Genomic DNA, 15,857 nt, shown 5'->3' with positions numbered 1-15,857 from the left:
ACACCCTCATTTCACGGAGTAATTCAAGTGACAGATAATACGGATATCGCCGCATTGGTAGGGTCACGTATCTGCCACGACCTGATCAGTCCGGTTGGGGCAATTGGTAACGGTCTTGAACTGATTGGGCTTTCTGAAGGTTCGGTTGGCCCCGAACTTGACCTGATCAGTGAAAGCGTTGGTAATGCCAACGCACGTATTCGGTTTTTCCGCATTGCCTTTGGGATGTCCGGTGCGGATCAACAGATCGGATTGTCCGAAATTTTTTCGGTTCTGGATGGTCTGGCCAGCGGTTCGCGTATTCAGATTGATTGGTCCGCGCAGGGTGCGGTGCAACGTGACCACCTGAGAATGGCGTTTCTTGCGGTCATGTGTTTGGAAACGGCCATGCCTTATGGCGGTATTCTTTCGGTCAATCGTGAAGACGACGACAGGTGGGTATTTCACGCCGAAGGCAGCCGCCTCAAAATCGACCCCGCGCTCTGGCGACCACTTGCCGAGACGAAGCGACCCAATGGCATTACGCCCGCATTTGTTCAGTTCGGGCTGTTACCCGTAATCACACAGGATATGGGTCGCCGGATTTCAATTGATATCACTGAAACCCGACTGATTATGTCCATTTAGGCCCGTGTCGTCCCATCACCTTCAACCAGATATTTAAAGCTGGTCAACTGCGCAGCGCCAACCGGCCCGCGGGCGTGCATTTTGCCGGTCGCAATACCAATCTCTGCGCCCATGCCAAACTCACCGCCATCCGCAAATTGTGTCGAGGCATTGCGCATCAAAATGGCGCTGTCCAAACGCGTAAAGAACCGCGCTGCCGTGTCATCATCTTCGGTAATGATACAGTCTGTATGATTTGATCCGTATTCTCGGATATGAGCAATGGCTTCGTCCACGTCGCCTACCAAGCGCGCAGCAATATCCATGTCGAGGTATTCTTTGCCCCAATCTTCAGACTGGGCGGCAATGGTCCCGTTGATCTGTTGCAATGTCTGATCCGCATGAACCGTGACGCCGGTATCGATCAAGGCGCCGATAATGGCGCGCCCCAAAGTCTCAGCATGGCTTTCATGGATCAAAAGACATTCCGCCGCCCCGCAAATACCTGTGCGGCGGGTCTTGGCGTTCATCACCACGTCCAGCGCCTTTTGCGCATCTGCATGTTCATCAATGTAGATGTGAACGATGCCCTCCAGATGGGCAAAGACCGGCACCCGTGCCTCGCTTTGAACCAGCCCGACCAGCCCTTTGCCACCGCGCGGTACAATCACGTCCACCGTATCAACCATCGTCAGCAATTCCTGAACGGCTACACGATCTCGCGTTGGCACCAGCTGAACGGCATTTTCAGGCAATCCTGCCGCCTTAAGCCCTTCGACCAGACACGCGTGGATCGCGCCCGAGGAATGAAAACTCTCAGACCCCCCGCGCAGAATGACAGCATTGCCAGATTTCAGGCAAAGCGCCCCCGCATCCGCCGTGACATTGGGGCGGCTTTCGTAAATCACACCAACAACTCCCAAAGGGGTGCGTACCCGTTTTATATGTAGACCGGATGGCATATCCCATTCGGTTAAAATTTCGCCAACCGGATCGTCTTGTCCCGCAACCGCGCGCAGGCCGTCTACGATGCCCTGAATGCGCGCCTCGTCCAGCATCAAACGGTCCAACATCGCCGCTGACAGCCCTTTAGTCCGCCCAAACTCCATGTCTTTCTCGTTCGCAGCGATAATGTCACCACGCCGCGCCCAAACGGTATCCGCCGCTGCGGTCAAAGCTGTTGATTTTGCATCTGCCGGGGCAAAGGCCAGCTCCGCACTTGCTGCTTTGGCATTTGCGCCAATTTCGGCCATCAGGGCGGGGATATCTGCGATGTCTTTCATCAGATGTGTCCTTTGCGGGTGTTGAGAAGTCTGTTTGTGTCAGGCAGGGTCAAGCGGTTTTCAAAATTTCGGCGGGAACTCTTTTAGCAAGGTAGAAGTCACAGTGCCATATCGTCCCGATGGATCAAAGCTGTGCGTCCCGGATAGCCCAGAATGCCTTCGATGGCCGAGGAATGTGCGCCTTTAATGGCGTCAGCTTCTGACGCCGCATATGCCACCAACCCCTGCCCCAGCTTGTGCCCGTCAGGATCCAGAATGGCCACGGGATCGCCCCGCATAAACGAGCCACTTACGCCAGCCACGCCCGCGCTAAGCAGGCTTTTGCCACTGTTCAACGCGCGCGATGCGCCAGCATCAACCGTAATATCACCCTTGGGTTTCATCGAGCCAATCCAGCGTTTGCGGGCCTGCTGAGGTGTGCCGTGCGCGGTAAACCATGTGGCATTGGCGCCGTTTTCCAACGCACTCAGCGGTCGCAACACGCTACCTTCGGTGATGGCCATCGCGCATCCACCCGCCGTGGCCGTTTTGGCGGCAAACAGCTTGGTGATCATGCCACCTTTACTCAGGCCAGAGGTCCCCTCACCCGCCATCGCCTCAATCTCCGGCGTGATCGCTTCGATCACATCATAGCGGCGCGCATCCGGGTTGGTCATTGGATTGTCGGAATAAAACCCATCCACGTCGGACAACAATATCAGCCGGTCCGCCCCGGTTGTCAGCGCGACCTGAGCCGCCAGCCTGTCATTGTCCCCATACCGGATTTCGTCGGTGGCCACAGTGTCATTTTCGTTCACGATAGGCACAACGCCAAACCCAATCAATGCTTCAAGGGTCGCACGCGAATTTAGATACCGCCGGCGGTTGGCGCTGTCTTCCAATGTCACCAACACCTGCGCCGTTTTGATGTCATGGGGCGCCAAAACTTCTTCATAGGCCCGCGCCAGACGTATCTGTCCCACTGCGGCAGCCGCTTGTGAATGCTCCAGCGGCAAATCGCTTCGGGGCAAGCCCAATACTCCGCGTCCCAGCGCTATCGACCCGGAAGACACAAGGATGACATCCGTTCCGCGCGCTTTCAACTGCGCCACGTCTTCGGCCAGACCAGTCAACCAGTCGCGCCTGAGTGCACCGTTATCCCGGTCCACCAACAAGGCGGACCCGATCTTGATTACAACGCGTTTTGACCCAATCAGGGTTGCCACGGCGCGTCCTCCTCATCGACCTTTTTCAGCCGTAAACGCCCTTCGTCGATCTCTTTGCGCAAGGCTCGCAGCACGTCAACTGTGCCCTCGCCCGACGCCCCAGACATTAACATCACCGGGCCGTTGGTGAGGGTCTCAAGCTCTTCCTTGAGGAACGCGCGTTCTTCTTCGTCCAATGAGTCGATTTTGTTCAAGACTGTTACGCGTGGCTTTTGCGCCAGAATTTCCGCATAATTGCCAATCTCGCGTACAATGATCTGATAATCTTCAAGCAACATACCCGACGTGCCATCTACCAGATGAAGCAGCACCGAACATCGCTCAACATGGCCGAGAAACAGATCGCCCAGCCCACGCCCTTCGGATGCGCCTTCAATCAAACCGGGGATGTCAGCCACGACAAATTCCACGTTATCCACACCAACGACCCCGAGATTTGGGTGCAAAGTGGTGAACGGATAGTCCGCAATTTTCGGGCGTGCGTTGGATGTCGCGGCCAGAAATGTCGACTTGCCTGCATTGGGCAATCCCAGCAAACCAACATCCGCAATCAGCTTGAGGCGCAGCCAGATGGTGCGCTCGACGCCCTCTTGTCCCGAATTGGCACGTCGTGGCGCCTGGTTGGTCGAGGATTTGAAATGAAGGTTGCCAAATCCGCCATTGCCACCCTTGGCCAACAGAACCCGCTGCCCAACTTCGGTCAGGTCCGCAATCACGGTCTCCTGATCTTCGTCCAGAATTTCGGTGCCCACAGCCACGCGCAAGATGATGTCATCACCGCTCGCTCCGGTGCGTTGTTGTCCGCGCCCCGGTTGACCGCTTTTGGCAAAGAAATGTTGCTGATAGCGAAAGTCGATCAGCGTGTTCAGCCCTTCAACGGCTTCCGCCCAGACCGATCCGCCATTGCCGCCATCCCCGCCATCCGGACCGCCATATTCAATGTATTTTTCGCGCCGAAACGAGACACACCCGCCGCCGCCGCCGCCAGACCGGATGTAAACCTTGGCTAGGTCGAGGAATTTCATCAGTACATCCTTTCAGGATTGCGCCCCGCCTGATACCGCGGGACGCATGGCGGCTCAATTCATTTTCCGCCCATTTTGAGCGTATAAGTCCACGTTGGCACAGCCGCATTGCGCGCCACCGAAAAACTCTCGGCGTCGCCGAGATATTGAAACCCACAATTGGTCAGTACACGGGCCGAAGCCGGATTGTCCTGAAACACGCTGGCATAAAGCGCACGATTACCGAGCGGGTTCGCTGCGATCAACGCGCGCACCGCGTCTGATGCAAGTCCGGTGTTCCACAGCGCCGGGGCAACCCAGTAGCCAACTTCGCTCACTTCTTTGTCCAGCCGTGTCAGGCTGATCATTCCCATAATCTCGGGTGCGTTATCCGCGCTGCCATCCATGGCCCAAACATCTTCCACACGATCTTCAGACTGAGCCCGCGCAATAAACGCTTCGGTGGCGCCGGGCGGCAAAGGGTGCGAAATCGAAGTGGTCATACGTGCCACTTCACGTTGGCCGGCATAAAAATCAATCAAGCCCTGATCCGACCGCCTGAGCGGGCGCAAGACAAACCGCTCAGTTTCAATAACTGGCTGATTTACTATCCTATCTAATTTCATGTGTACCCTCCTCAAAATACAACATAAAGAACTGACGCCACGGTCAACAAAGCCAGTGTTCTCATCAAATATCTTTCTGCAGGACGCCCAACCACGACCCGAGCGATGCGGTCCCCTCCCAGCGACCACATCGGATGAAATAGCGCCTGACACACCAGCAGACAGATGGCTATGGTTGCCGTTGTCTGCAAGGTTGGCGCACCGGGGCTCACGAAACTGGTAAAACCCGTGATGACCATTGCCCAAGCCTTAGGATTCAACGGATGAACCCACAAACCGGCCAAAAAGCCCGGCGCGTCCTCTACACTCGCGCCTTCTGGATTTAGCCGCAAATTGGCAACTTTCCACGCCAACCAGAAAATATAGGCCGCGGACACCCACTTGAGTGCCGCAAACAATTCCGGCGTGGCTTCGGCCAGTGACATGAGGCCAAATCCAACCGGCCAGATAATCAATTGTTTTCCCAGCACCACACCAGCCACAAACGGTAAGGTCGCGAGAAAGCCGAAACGTGCACCAGTAGCAAGCAACACCATATTGGCCGGGCCCGGTGTGCCCACCTGGCTCGCCGCGAAGACGCTGAAACTGGCAATGGCGACGCTCACAGCGTTGTCCTGACATGAAAACTAAAAAGGGACCGGCGTTTCCGCCGATCCCCCTAATTGTTCGAAAACCTTTAAGGTCGGCTTACTCGGCGGCCTCCGCCACCGGGAGAACCGAAATAAAGGTGCGGCCTTTGAGGCCTTTGTGGAATTTCACGTTGCCTTCGACAGTCGCAAAGATAGTGTGATCTTTGCCCATGCCTACGCCTTCGCCCGGCCACATCTTTGTACCGCGCTGACGCAGGATGATGTTGCCAGAGATGACGTTTTCGCCACCGTATTTTTTCACGCCAAGGCGGCGACCTGCTGAGTCGCGGCCGTTACGGGAACTACCACCAGCTTTTTTATGTGCCATATCGTTGGTCTCCTATCCTCGGGGCCTTAGTTGGCCAGGTCCTTGGCTTGGGCAACCCAGCCTTCACGCTCGATGCGGCCTTTGAACGACAATTTTTCGTCGAACTCGGCAATATCGGCTTCACTCCAGCCAGCGATCTGCGCAAACGAGGTTACACCCGCTTCCAACAGTTTCTTCTCCAGCGCGGGGCCAACACCTGACAGCTTTTTCAGGTCATCGGCACCGGCAGGTGCAGCAGCCTTTTCAGCTTTCGGAGCGGCTTTCTTCGGGGCAGCCTTTTTCGCAGGTGCCGCAGCTTCAACAACCGCACTCGAAACCGAGCCTGCACCTACAGCAGCTTTGACACCCGACGCATCAGCGCCTTCGGCCAAAATATCAGTGATTTTGATCAATGTCAGCTTTTGACGGTGACCAACGGTACGCTTAGAGCTGTGCTTACGACGACGTTTCACGAACTTGATCAGCTTATCGCCTTTGATCTGGTCGATTACGTCGGCTTGCACGCCGGCACCTGCAACAAACGGCGCACCAACTACAGTGGCGTCGCCACCCAGCATCAACACGTCGTTGAATTGAACTTTTTCGCCAGCGTCTGCAGCCAGTTTTTCGACACGCAGGATATCACCTGCCTGTACCTTATACTGTTTGCCGCCGGTCTTCAGGACTGCGAACATGTCCTAATTCCTTTGATCTTCCCGCGTCCTGTGGCCCCCAGATGGGTGTTTGTGGCAAATGCCGCCTCGAACAGCGCGCCCCTTTAGGGCTGTGTTTCAACAAAACACGGCGCAAAGCTAACACTTCACGCCGAGTTGGGCGCTTATCGGGTGGTTTAAGGGGCAAGTCAAGCGGTAACTTATGAGCCTCAGCCCCCGCTGGACCTGATCCTCCAAAAAGGCGTTTGCACGGCTTTTCTGCCCAGTGAGTTTGTTCGCGTTTTTAACTTTTGACCCAGGACAACTGCATAGCCAAACGCTGCGCAAGTTCTAACCGAAATTATACGCTACTGAGCTATTGCTATGCTCTTGTTGAAGGAAGAGAAAAAGACACTTGATCAAACCCCTTCAGACGACTGCGCCCATAGGTTTTTTGTCGGACTATCCGCAGTTAAGGCATCAATGGCTTTTTCTTCCGCATCGGAAAAATTCAAATTAGCCCATGCCTTGGCGCAATCTTCGATTTGTTTGACTTTGGATGCTCCAATCAACGTAGACGTGACACGGCCGCGCCTCAACACCCATGCCAAGGCCATTTGAGCGAGCGTCTGACCACGTACTTCAGCAATTTCATTCAGGTCTCTCAACCGCGAAATCATGTCTTCCGTCAACTCGGATGAATCCAATGATGTTCCCTGGTCCGCGCGGCTACCTTTTGGCACAGACGCTAGGTATTTGCTTGTCAACATGCCCTGCGCCAGCGGCGTGAATGCGATAGAACCTACGCCAAGCTCCTCTAATGTGTCTAACAGACCGTCTCGTTCCACCCAGCGATTTAACATGTTATAACTGGGTTGATGGATCAGGCAGGGTGTTCCCAGTTCTTTCAAAATGCCAACAGCTTCTCGAGTGCGCTCGGAATTGTAGGAGGAAATGCCAACATACTGCGCGCGTCCGCTACGCACTATATAGTCGAGAGCCCCCATGGTTTCTTCCAAAGGCGTTTCTGGATCAAAGCGGTGGCTGTAAAAGATATCAAGATAGTCGACCCCCAAGCGACGTAAAGTCTGGTCGCACGAGGCCACCAGATACTTGCGGCTTCCCCATTCCCCATAGGGTCCCGGCCACATTCGATAACCAGCTTTCGAGGCGATGATCAGCTCGTCGCGATACTCCGAAAAATCCGTTCTTAAGATTTCTCCGAGGGCCTCCTCGGCCGCACCTGGTGGGGGTCCATAGTTGTTCCCAAGGTCAAAATGGGTAATCCCATTGTCAAATGCAGACCGGCAAAGATCTCGTTTTAGGCGGTGCGGGGTGTTTTCGCCAAAGTTATGCCACAACCCAAGACTGATGGCAGGCAATTTCAAACCCGAACGTCCGCAGCGCCGGTAAGTCATTTTTTCATATCGGCTTTCTGCCGGAACATAGGCGTTCATTATGAGGTCCTGTCTTCTTTAGGTGGAGCGTTGTGATCTACATTTTCACAGAATCCCGCTGGATGTTTAGCCTTTTATCCGCCGTCCATTCCAATAACGTCCCAAGCGGGTAATGTGCCAACTAGATCAATTGCGGTTTGGGCGAAGCAGACACGAAGTCTTAAGCTGCGCCTCTGGTCTATCCGGTGGCTATGATATCAGAGTTAATCTTTCTACCTGCGAACCCAATCCGCGTCACTACCGCGATCCATTGCCCGGCAGGGCATTTCCGATGGAAATGCCCCATCCGTCAATGGGCCATTTGTCGGTTTTGCAATCTTGTTTTGCAATCTCGGATGAGCGTTGTGACGAACGGTCAATGCTTTCAGCGCAAACCTTTCTAAAGCTGTTTAGCTAGAAGAGCGCAGATATTCCATCACGGCGGGGCGCACAGTTTGGTCGCCCGCTTCGCGCGCATCGCTGATCACTTGACGTACTTCGTTCAGGTTGACCCGTCTCATCAGGCTTTTGACCGGCCCGATTGAGGCGGGACGCATGGACAGATGTCGCAAGCCCATTGCCGCAAGACAAACTGCTTCGATCGGGCGGCCTGCGTCTTCGCCACAAAAGCTAAGGGGGGTATTTGTGGATAGGCAGCGGTTCACGATGCCCTCAAGAAACGTCAAAAAGCTGACATTCAGCGTGTCATAGCGGCGTCGGACGCGTTCGTTTTCCCGGTCAGCTGCAAAAAAGAACTGTTTCAGATCATTGCCGCCAATCGACAAGAAATCGACTTCTTCAAAAAAGGTTTGTGGTGCAAACGCAAGGGACGGAGTTTCCAGCATTGCGCCCACCTGCAGGTCAGATGGCAGAGGGTGCCCCAGAATTCTCTCTCGTTCCAGCGCCTTGTCCATTTCAGCCCGCGCTGCGCGGTATTCATCATGCTGGGCAATAAAGGGGAACATGACAGTTAATGGACGTCCGTTTGCCGCCCGCAAAAGCGCCTGCAGCTGCATGCGCATCACGCCGGGTTTGTCCAACGCGACCCGAACAGCCCGCCAGCCAAGCGCCGGGTTGGGTTCGTCTTCGCGCGCCATATAGGGCAGCACTTTGTCCGAGCCTATATCAAGGGTTCGAAACACCACGCGTTTGCCTTGCGCTGCTTTAATCACGTTGCTGTATTGTTGGGCCAGTTCCGTGCGCTTTGGCATCGTGTTGCGCACCAGAAACTGCAATTCGGTGCGGAACAGACCGACGCCTTCTGCGCCAGAGCTGGGCAGACTGGGCAGGTCGGCCATCAAGCCAGCGTTCATGTGCAGGGCAATGGTGATCCCATCGCGCGACTTTGCCGGTTTATCGCGGATCGACGCATAGCGTTCCTGAGCATCTGCGGCCATTGCGATCTTGTCGCGAAAGGCGCTGACAACGTTGTCATCCGGGCGCAGGTGCACTTGTCCCTGATCACCATCAACCAGGATATGGTCGCCATTCAGCGCCTCGGTCGTGATACGGTCTGCGTGAATCACCAGCGGAATGGCCAGCGCGCGGGCCACGATCGCGGCGTGACTGCCAACTGAGCCTTCTTCAAGCACAATGCCACGCAGAGAACGGCCATATTCCAGCAACTCGCCAGGGCCAATATTGCGCGCGATCAAAATTGGATCGGCGGGTAGATCAGCACCAGTTTGCGCCCCCTGCCCGGTCAGAATTCGCAGCAGACGGTTAGACAGATCATCAAGGTCATGCAGCCGTTCGCGCAGATAGGCATCTGTAACTTGTTCCATCCGCGCACGCGCCGTGGATTGTTCTTTCTCCACCGCTGCCTCGGCGGACAGCCCACGCGAGATGTCCTGCTCCATACGCTTCATCCAGCCCTTGGAGTTTGCAAACATGCGATAAGCCTCAAGGACTTCGAGCTGTTCCTTGTCGCCCCGCGCAGCACCGGCCAGCATTTTGTCGACCCCGACGCGCAATTCTTCAACCGCGTCTGACAAACGGCTAAGCTCGGTCTCAGGATCGTCGGCCACAAGGTTCGTGATAACAACACGGGGTTCATGCAACCACACATGACCCTCGGCGGCGCCTTCCTGAGCACTACCGCCTTTGAAGACCACAGCCTGTTGATGCAGGGCAGTCATGGCCGCACCTTCGCCGACAAAGGCCCCCAGCTCGGTCATTTCGGCCAAAACCATGGCGACGACTTCCAAAGCGTAAACCTCGTCAGCCGAGAAATTGCGCGCTTCTTTGGACTGAACAACCAAAACGCCCAGATTGTCTCCCAGACGCTGGATTGGAACGCCGCAAAAGCTGGAATAAATCTCTTCGCCAGTTTCCGGCATATAGCGGAACCCTTTTTCCGCCGGAGCATCATCGGAATTGACGATGCGCGACGTGCGGGCTACCTGGCCGACCAGACCTTCACCGACTCGCAGGCGTGTTTTGTGCACCGAGTCGGCGTTCAGGCCTTCGGTGGCACACAGCTCAAGCGTTTCTTCATCGCGAAACAGATAGATAGAGCACACTTCGCTGCCCATCGAGGTTGCGATCAGATGCGTGATCCGGTCCAGCCGTTCCTGGCCTGCCGTATCTTCGGCCAATGCGTCGCGCAAACGGCCAAGCAGCTTTCGGCTTTCGGAGTCTGTTCTTTCAGCCATGTTCGCCCATCAATTGCATTGCGCCCGTTCAGCGGTTTCGCCAGAAGGGCGAAATCGATCAGGCCGCTTTCTCAAGTTCGAAGGCATCATGCAGGGCTTGGACCGCAAGTTCCATGTATTTTCGATCAACAAGTACGGAAATTTTGATTTCCGATGTCGTAATGACCTTAATGTTCACGCCGTCATCAGACAGCACCCTGAACATCTTAGCTGCAACCCCCGATTGTGAGCGCATACCGATTCCGACAACCGAGATTTTAGCAACGTCCAGATCAGTGATCAGGTCTGCAAAGTTCAAACCGCCCGAATTCTTCAACTCGGCCAGCGCTTTTTCGGCGCGTTTGACTTGTTCAGTGGGCAACGAGAACGTCATATCGGTACGACCGTCTTCGGAAATGTTCTGAACGATCATATCGACGTTCACACCTGATTCGCTGAGACAGCCGAAAATGATCGAAGCGATTCCGGGGCGGTCAGCCACCGAGACCAGAGTCATCTTGGCTTCGTCACGGCTGTAGGCGACACCTGAAACTACGTTGCTTTCCATGATTTCCTCCTCATCGCAGACCAGCGTCCCGGCCTCGTCGGATTGTTCTTCGAACGAGCTAAGCACCCGCAGTTTTACTTTGTACCGCATGGCCAGTTCGACCGAGCGTGTTTGCAGAACCTTGGCCCCGAGCGAGGCCAGTTCCAACATTTCCTCAAACGCAATTTTATCAAGTTTGCGTGCTTTTTCGCAAATGCGAGGATCAGTCGTGTAGACCCCGTCCACGTCAGTATAAATGTCACAACGCTCGGCGCCAAAGGCGGCGGCAAACGCAACCGCCGTGGTGTCTGATCCCCCCCGGCCCAGCGTAGTAATGCGGCCCTCGGGGCTGATGCCCTGAAATCCGGCCACCACGGCAACGCGCATACCTTCGTCAAATTTGGCGGTGATATTTTCGGTCGGAATTTCTTCGATTCGGGCCTGAGAATGCGCGGACGTGGTGAGCAACGGAACCTGCCAACCCTGCCAACTGCGTGCAGGTACGTCCATTTCCTGAAGCGTCAGCGCCATCAGCCCAGCGGTAACATTTTCCCCCGACGATACCACCGCGTCATATTCACGGGCATCAAACAGGGGCGAGGTTTCTTCGACATAGCCGACCAGTTTGTTGGTCTGACCAGACATGGCGGAGACGATGACGATCACGTCATAGCCTTTGGCCACTTCAACACCAATGCGTTTGGCGGCACGGCGGATGCGGTCTGGGTTGGCGACTGAGGTGCCGCCGAATTTCATCACGAGAACAGGCATTGCTCTTCCTTGGCGCGTTTGATTGCGCGCGGTTTACGCGCTTGCGCGATTAGGTGCAAGCGAGGTCGCTTGTCGCAGCGTAATGCAATTGCGAGGCGCGCCGGAATCAGCGCATCCAAAAACCATTTTTGCGGATCGTGTTGCGAATGACCTGTTCGCGCCGGGGCAGGAAATCACGATCAAACAGCGCGCGCGTTTTGTGGCCTCGCCTCTGGTAGATCATGCGCTTAAACGGATCATATTGTTTGAGCACCTTTTTGACCCGATGTGGAGAAGAGACCTGTTCCAGCACTTCGACAACACGATCGTTTTCACGTGCATATAGCAGCGGCAGTACCCGATAGTGACAGCTGACATCGCCATCCAGAAAACCGGGTGGCAATGCGTCGCGACCGCCGCCAAAAGACCGGATCACCAGTGGCAGCGCCACCTGATCCAGCCACGGTGTCATTTGCTGACACACCAATTCTGGTGGTGGGTCGTTGCGGATCGCATTGGCATATTCTGCGAACCTTGTCCCAAACTCATGTGGGCAGCGATAATAGAAGAATCCTGCATTAAAATAGAGGTACCGGCGCCAGTATTCATCCGGCTGGGACAGATCCAGTGTGCTTTCAAAATCCAGTCCAAACTTGTCATAAAGCGATTTCCAGATTTCGGTGTATCCGGGGCCGTATAGTTCGAGCTGAGGCCACGTACCTTCAACTTTGAGCGAGGCTGAAGGGCGATCAAAGTCGAACGGAACCGCATTGAGATCGCCGGTGATCAGCGTGTCGGTATCAAAAAACACAAACGGTTCACCCCTGGGCAAGGCGGACAGCAGTTCGATCTTGTTGCCTTCAGGATAGGATTGACCAAAGAGCCGGTTTTCAAACGGCAAAATTTCGGCGTCAAATTGTTCCAGCAATGCACGCACATCCGGGTTGGACATGCGCGGGTTCTTTTCCCAGCGATCGCCTGGCTGAGGCTCGACGACAAACAAGCGGCCGGAAAAACCGGGGGACATTTCGCGCAAAGATGCGGCAAAAAGAACCGCTTCGTATTGAAGCCGACCGGATTGGCCAACGATCACGACGTTGAAATTTCTGGTATTTTGCGCTGTTCTTGCCATTTCGCCTGCTGCCCTGCACGATAGCTGAGTTGACTATAGGACGCTTGCTGGTCAGGCGAAAGGTTGGATCCGCCTTGTTTTGGCAATCATGTGTCGCGCGTCCTTTGCGAAAGGGAAATGGGATGAGATTTTTTGGATTAGTTGCTGCAATCTGCATCAGCCCGGCAGGAATTGCCACAGCGGGTGAGACACGTATCGCGGAGGATCAAACGCCCACCGGGAAATTTATGACGGCAACAGAAATTCGTCCGATTCTGACCGCCACCAAAGGTAATTGGGTCGCGGTGCGCGAATATGGCGGACAAGATCTGGTGTATTTCACGCATCTGTTGTCGTGGCGATGCGGGCTGCATAGTGTTCAATATTCTATCAATGGGGGCGATATACAGGAATTTCCAATCCCAGAATGCCCGGCGGACATTGCCCAGCCCAACGCAATTCCTGATGACGCATTGATTTATCTGAGCTTAGACAAAGGCGTGGTTCAATCCGTCGAGATCGAATTGCTATATGATGATCTGGGTGTCGACAGCGCGATGTTTGAACGCGCCGCAATTTTGATACCGTAACTGGAACGAGGCAACCTGCGGCCTGTGGATTTTTTTGGAGTATCTGCGAGAAGGTGAAAGAGCACCCTACGGTTGGCCTTGCTCAATCCTTTACAATTCCTGCTCTGGCTGCAGGTCTCCCAGCCGTTTGGCCAACGCTTCAAACCGGTTCGACATGACCTCGAAATGGACCGCATTCATCAATTCGTAGACGATCATCATATCCGGGTTCTCAAGCGCCTCGGTATATTCCGTCAACTCTTCAAGCGTGAAATCATGATAGGTATATGCCGAATTCTGCAATGCTGAGATTTCCACTTCCCGCGCCACTTCGTCTGCGCTTTCCGCCAATGCGGCGCGCAATCCATCCTCATCCACGCGCAAACTGATCACCCCGGCATAAGATGCGGCCAAAATAAAGCGTACCTGTATTTCGGTCATGGCCTGGGTCCCGATATCATTGGGATCGATGGCCTGGCTCATCCGGGAAAACAGATCAATGCGCGGATCGTCCTTGTCCTGCAGTTCAGCCAACAACCGTTCGCCCTCCGCGTCCTTGATGTCGTCGTCAATCAAATATGACGCATTTTCAGCCTCAACCAGCGATTGCCCCAACTCGCTTGCATAGAACCCGGCAGCATGCGCCAGCAAATCTTCGTCCAGCGTCGCTTCCAAAATATCGGTTGCACGTTTGCGCATGATTTTGGTGTCAAACACAGTTTGTGCAAGCAACATCCAGTGGCTGCCAAACTCATCGTCTTCCAATCCCAACATACCCGGTGCAGATGTGGCCGACATGGCAATTGAATCCAATGCCACGTCAAATCCGGTCACTTGAAGAAAGGCCGCCACCTGTTCACGATCGGCGCTGCGTGCAGGGTCCGAAACAAACATAAATGTGACCGTCAGGAATATGGCCAGAGCCAAAGATTGAAATCGGGAGAAACCCGAGACAAGAAGAGTTTTTATATACATGGTCTCAAGCTAGGCATTTTCTGCGTGAAGACAATGCAAATCACCCTTGCACCCGATTCCAAACATCATTAAACGACGCCCTTACCAAGATCCCCGCGGAGAGGTGCCGGAGTGGTCGAACGGGGCGGTCTCGAAAACCGTTGAGCCTTCACGGGTTCCCAGGGTTCGAATCCCTGTCTCTCCGCCATTTCCCTTTCATCGTCGTCTAAATCGCCTGAGGCCTTGAAGGGTAAGGTGGTTTTGGCGGTTCGAAAGCCTTGATTCCGGCGATATGGGATTGGGGCTTCGAAAACCAGTTTCGGGACGGTTTGACGGTCGTCATCGCGTCCGGTTTGCCAGAGTTTCCAAGGGTTTGCCAAGAAGTCCAGCGCGGTTCGAAAACTTGTGTCGAAGTCCTTTTGTTTTGGCTTGGTTTTGGAGAGGTTTTCCGAGATCAGCGCCGCTTGGGCTTCCAGTTTTTCGATTTTGGCCTCGAGGGCACGGGCTGTGGCGGCGCTGTAGATATGTACGGACTCCCGGGACACTTCCTGTAAATTCCCTGATTTGGGTGGAGGAAGTATTCATGACGAACGACGAACGCGACATTCATCCCAGGACATGTCGAGAGGACACTGCCGTCGTTTCCGCAGGCTTTCAAAGGACCTTTTCAGCAAATCTTGCGTTTCAGGCAGCAGTCGATCTTTTTCTGGAAATGTCGTTTCGCGCATTATTTTTCCCACCTCGATTTCGGCCCATTGCCGAGTCCCTTCTCTTTGAATGTCATTGATCAATGACTGCGCACGCGCCACGTCGCGTCTGATGCCGTCACCTTTTAACAGCGACTGCGCAAAGGCTGCCTTGCCGTGATCATCGTCGTCCGAAGCCAGTTCAAACCAATGGGCAGCCACTCCTGCGTTGTATTCTGCGCCGGCCAACTCCTCGCTGTATATCCTTCCAATCTGGTACTCTAACTCTGAGTCCCTTGTGATGTTTGCCTTCTCTTTCAAAGACTCTAGCCAAGCCAGCGTCCAACCCTCAGAAACCAGACCTGTTTGGAAAAGATCGTCGAGCTGATCAATTGCTTGATAGTCCCCAAGAGAAGCGGCGTCATGAAGATATGGAAGTGCCTTTTCAGGGTTTTTTTGTGAATGAGCATAGTAGTCTGCGAGCATGAGTTTTGCGTGCAGATCGCCGTTTGCAGATGCCATCTTTGTCAAGCGAATGGTCTTGAGCAATGTCGCTAGCTCTTCCTCAGAAAGATCGGCTAGTATGTCCTTGGCCACATCTTGCAAATCATGATCCTCACCGGTAAGGTTGCGGCCTTCGTTGTTTGAGGGACTTTTTTCCACTGGTTCCAATTCAGCGAACGCAATGGCAAGCCATAACGTCAATCTATCGTGGTATGAAGTGGTCCCAGGAAACCGGACAGTCGGCTAAGGAGTATCCCAAACCTTTGAAGGGATACGAGAATGGCAAAGCGCCGGAACTTTACAGATCAGTTTAAGGCCAAAGTGGCGTTGGAAGCGCTGCGAGGTGACAAGACG

General features: G+C 54.5%; 15 protein-coding genes and 1 tRNA gene. 3 read left to right on the top strand and 13 right to left on the bottom strand.

The annotated features are described in order from the left end of the window. Positions 1 to 27 precede the first annotated feature (27 nt). Positions 28 to 627 carry a histidine phosphotransferase family protein gene (locus ABJI08_RS13155; RefSeq protein WP_348402308.1) on the top strand — a complete coding sequence of 200 codons (600 nt, stop codon included), beginning with the start codon at positions 28 to 30 and terminating at the stop codon, positions 625 to 627. On the opposite strand, the gene ABJI08_RS13150 is transcribed toward ABJI08_RS13155, so the two are convergent. The 11 genes from ABJI08_RS13150 to ABJI08_RS13100 all read right to left on the bottom strand — a co-directional run bounded on the left by ABJI08_RS13150 (position 624) and on the right by ABJI08_RS13100 (position 12,811). Beyond that, the gene (locus ABJI08_RS13150) at positions 624 to 1,889 is read right to left on the bottom strand and encodes a glutamate-5-semialdehyde dehydrogenase (RefSeq protein WP_348402307.1); all 1,266 of its coding nucleotides are present in this window, start codon (positions 1,887 to 1,889) and stop codon (positions 624 to 626) included. The genes ABJI08_RS13155 and ABJI08_RS13150 overlap by 4 nt on opposite strands. Before the next feature lie 98 nt (positions 1,890 to 1,987). After that, positions 1,988 to 3,094: a glutamate 5-kinase gene (proB, locus tag ABJI08_RS13145; RefSeq protein WP_348402306.1), complete on the bottom strand. Its 1,107-nt coding sequence runs from the start codon at positions 3,092 to 3,094 to the stop codon at positions 1,988 to 1,990. Next, positions 3,082 to 4,119: a GTPase ObgE gene (gene obgE, locus ABJI08_RS13140; RefSeq protein ID WP_348402305.1), complete on the bottom strand. Its 1,038-nt coding sequence runs from the start codon at positions 4,117 to 4,119 to the stop codon at positions 3,082 to 3,084. Before obgE ends, proB begins: the two co-directional genes overlap by 13 nt. A 59-nt stretch (positions 4,120 to 4,178) precedes the next feature. Continuing rightward, entirely contained in the window at positions 4,179 to 4,724 is a 546-nt protein-coding gene (locus ABJI08_RS13135; protein ID WP_348402304.1) for a GNAT family N-acetyltransferase, read from the bottom strand. Positions 4,725 to 4,735: 11 nt separating this feature from the next. After that, positions 4,736 to 5,329, bottom strand: coding sequence for a LysE family translocator (locus ABJI08_RS13130; protein ID WP_348402303.1), 594 nt, complete (start codon positions 5,327 to 5,329; stop codon positions 4,736 to 4,738). A gap of 82 nt (positions 5,330 to 5,411) precedes the next feature. Further along, positions 5,412 to 5,681: a 50S ribosomal protein L27 gene (gene rpmA / locus ABJI08_RS13125; RefSeq protein ID WP_283424789.1), complete on the bottom strand. Its 270-nt coding sequence runs from the start codon at positions 5,679 to 5,681 to the stop codon at positions 5,412 to 5,414. 26 nt (positions 5,682 to 5,707) lie between these two features. Next, positions 5,708 to 6,355 (bottom strand): 50S ribosomal protein L21, encoded by a 648-nt coding sequence (locus ABJI08_RS13120; protein ID WP_348402302.1) that lies wholly within the window; start codon positions 6,353 to 6,355, stop codon positions 5,708 to 5,710. Positions 6,356 to 6,732: 377 nt separating this feature from the next. Continuing rightward, positions 6,733 to 7,770 (bottom strand): L-glyceraldehyde 3-phosphate reductase, encoded by a 1,038-nt coding sequence (mgrA, locus tag ABJI08_RS13115; protein ID WP_348402301.1) that lies wholly within the window; start codon positions 7,768 to 7,770, stop codon positions 6,733 to 6,735. Positions 7,771 to 8,159: 389 nt separating this feature from the next. Further along, positions 8,160 to 10,403 carry a phosphoenolpyruvate--protein phosphotransferase gene (gene ptsP / locus ABJI08_RS13110; RefSeq protein ID WP_348402300.1) on the bottom strand — a complete coding sequence of 748 codons (2,244 nt, stop codon included), beginning with the start codon at positions 10,401 to 10,403 and terminating at the stop codon, positions 8,160 to 8,162. Positions 10,404 to 10,461: 58 nt separating this feature from the next. Next, a complete protein-coding gene (locus ABJI08_RS13105; RefSeq protein WP_348402299.1) occupies positions 10,462 to 11,700 on the bottom strand; it encodes an aspartate kinase in 1,239 nt (412 codons plus the stop codon). Positions 11,701 to 11,806: 106 nt separating this feature from the next. Continuing rightward, a complete protein-coding gene (locus ABJI08_RS13100; RefSeq protein WP_348402298.1) occupies positions 11,807 to 12,811 on the bottom strand; it encodes a hypothetical protein in 1,005 nt (334 codons plus the stop codon). 122 nt (positions 12,812 to 12,933) lie between these two features. Here ABJI08_RS13100 and ABJI08_RS13095 point away from each other — a divergent pair, with 122 nt between their 5' ends. Further along, positions 12,934 to 13,380: a hypothetical protein gene (locus tag ABJI08_RS13095; protein WP_348402297.1), complete on the top strand. Its 447-nt coding sequence runs from the start codon at positions 12,934 to 12,936 to the stop codon at positions 13,378 to 13,380. 90 nt (positions 13,381 to 13,470) lie between these two features. On the opposite strand, the gene ABJI08_RS13090 is transcribed toward ABJI08_RS13095, so the two are convergent. Then, on the bottom strand, positions 13,471 to 14,334 hold the full coding sequence (locus ABJI08_RS13090) for a DUF2059 domain-containing protein (RefSeq protein ID WP_348402296.1): 864 nt from the start codon (positions 14,332 to 14,334) through the stop codon (positions 13,471 to 13,473). A gap of 97 nt (positions 14,335 to 14,431) precedes the next feature. Between ABJI08_RS13090 and ABJI08_RS13085 the strand changes: the two genes are divergently transcribed. Beyond that, a tRNA-Ser gene (locus ABJI08_RS13085) sits at positions 14,432 to 14,521 on the top strand. A gap of 373 nt (positions 14,522 to 14,894) precedes the next feature. On the opposite strand, the gene ABJI08_RS13080 is transcribed toward ABJI08_RS13085, so the two are convergent. After that, complete coding sequence (locus tag ABJI08_RS13080) at positions 14,895 to 15,704, bottom strand: hypothetical protein (protein ID WP_348402295.1); 810 nt, start codon at positions 15,702 to 15,704, stop codon at positions 14,895 to 14,897. Between the last annotated feature and the right edge of the window lie 153 nt (positions 15,705 to 15,857).

Origin of the sequence: Shimia sp., from assembly GCF_039969785.1 — a bacterium.
Classification (GTDB): domain Bacteria; phylum Pseudomonadota; class Alphaproteobacteria; order Rhodobacterales; family Rhodobacteraceae; genus Shimia.
The sequence above is the reverse complement of the archived record's forward strand: the minus strand, read 5'-3'. Positions and strand labels throughout refer to the sequence as shown.

What these genes read in the sequence shown, in the direction of transcription:
- ABJI08_RS13090 (WP_348402296.1), bottom strand. Translation starts at nt 14,334, where the DNA reads ATGTATATAAAAACTCTTCTTGTCTCGGGTTTCTCCCGATTTCAATCT.
- ABJI08_RS13135 (WP_348402304.1), bottom strand. Translation starts at nt 4,724, where the DNA reads ATGAAATTAGATAGGATAGTAAATCAGCCAGTTATTGAAACTGAGCGG.
- ABJI08_RS13095 (WP_348402297.1), top strand. Translation starts at nt 12,934, where the DNA reads ATGAGATTTTTTGGATTAGTTGCTGCAATCTGCATCAGCCCGGCAGGA.
- ptsP (WP_348402300.1), bottom strand. Translation starts at nt 10,403, where the DNA reads ATGGCTGAAAGAACAGACTCCGAAAGCCGAAAGCTGCTTGGCCGTTTG.
- ABJI08_RS13105 (WP_348402299.1), bottom strand. Translation starts at nt 11,700, where the DNA reads ATGCCTGTTCTCGTGATGAAATTCGGCGGCACCTCAGTCGCCAACCCA.
- rpmA (WP_283424789.1), bottom strand. Translation starts at nt 5,681, where the DNA reads ATGGCACATAAAAAAGCTGGTGGTAGTTCCCGTAACGGCCGCGACTCA.
- ABJI08_RS13150 (WP_348402307.1), bottom strand. Translation starts at nt 1,889, where the DNA reads ATGAAAGACATCGCAGATATCCCCGCCCTGATGGCCGAAATTGGCGCA.
- obgE (WP_348402305.1), bottom strand. Translation starts at nt 4,119, where the DNA reads ATGAAATTCCTCGACCTAGCCAAGGTTTACATCCGGTCTGGCGGCGGC.
- mgrA (WP_348402301.1), bottom strand. Translation starts at nt 7,770, where the DNA reads ATGAACGCCTATGTTCCGGCAGAAAGCCGATATGAAAAAATGACTTAC.
- ABJI08_RS13100 (WP_348402298.1), bottom strand. Translation starts at nt 12,811, where the DNA reads ATGGCAAGAACAGCGCAAAATACCAGAAATTTCAACGTCGTGATCGTT.
- ABJI08_RS13120 (WP_348402302.1), bottom strand. Translation starts at nt 6,355, where the DNA reads ATGTTCGCAGTCCTGAAGACCGGCGGCAAACAGTATAAGGTACAGGCA.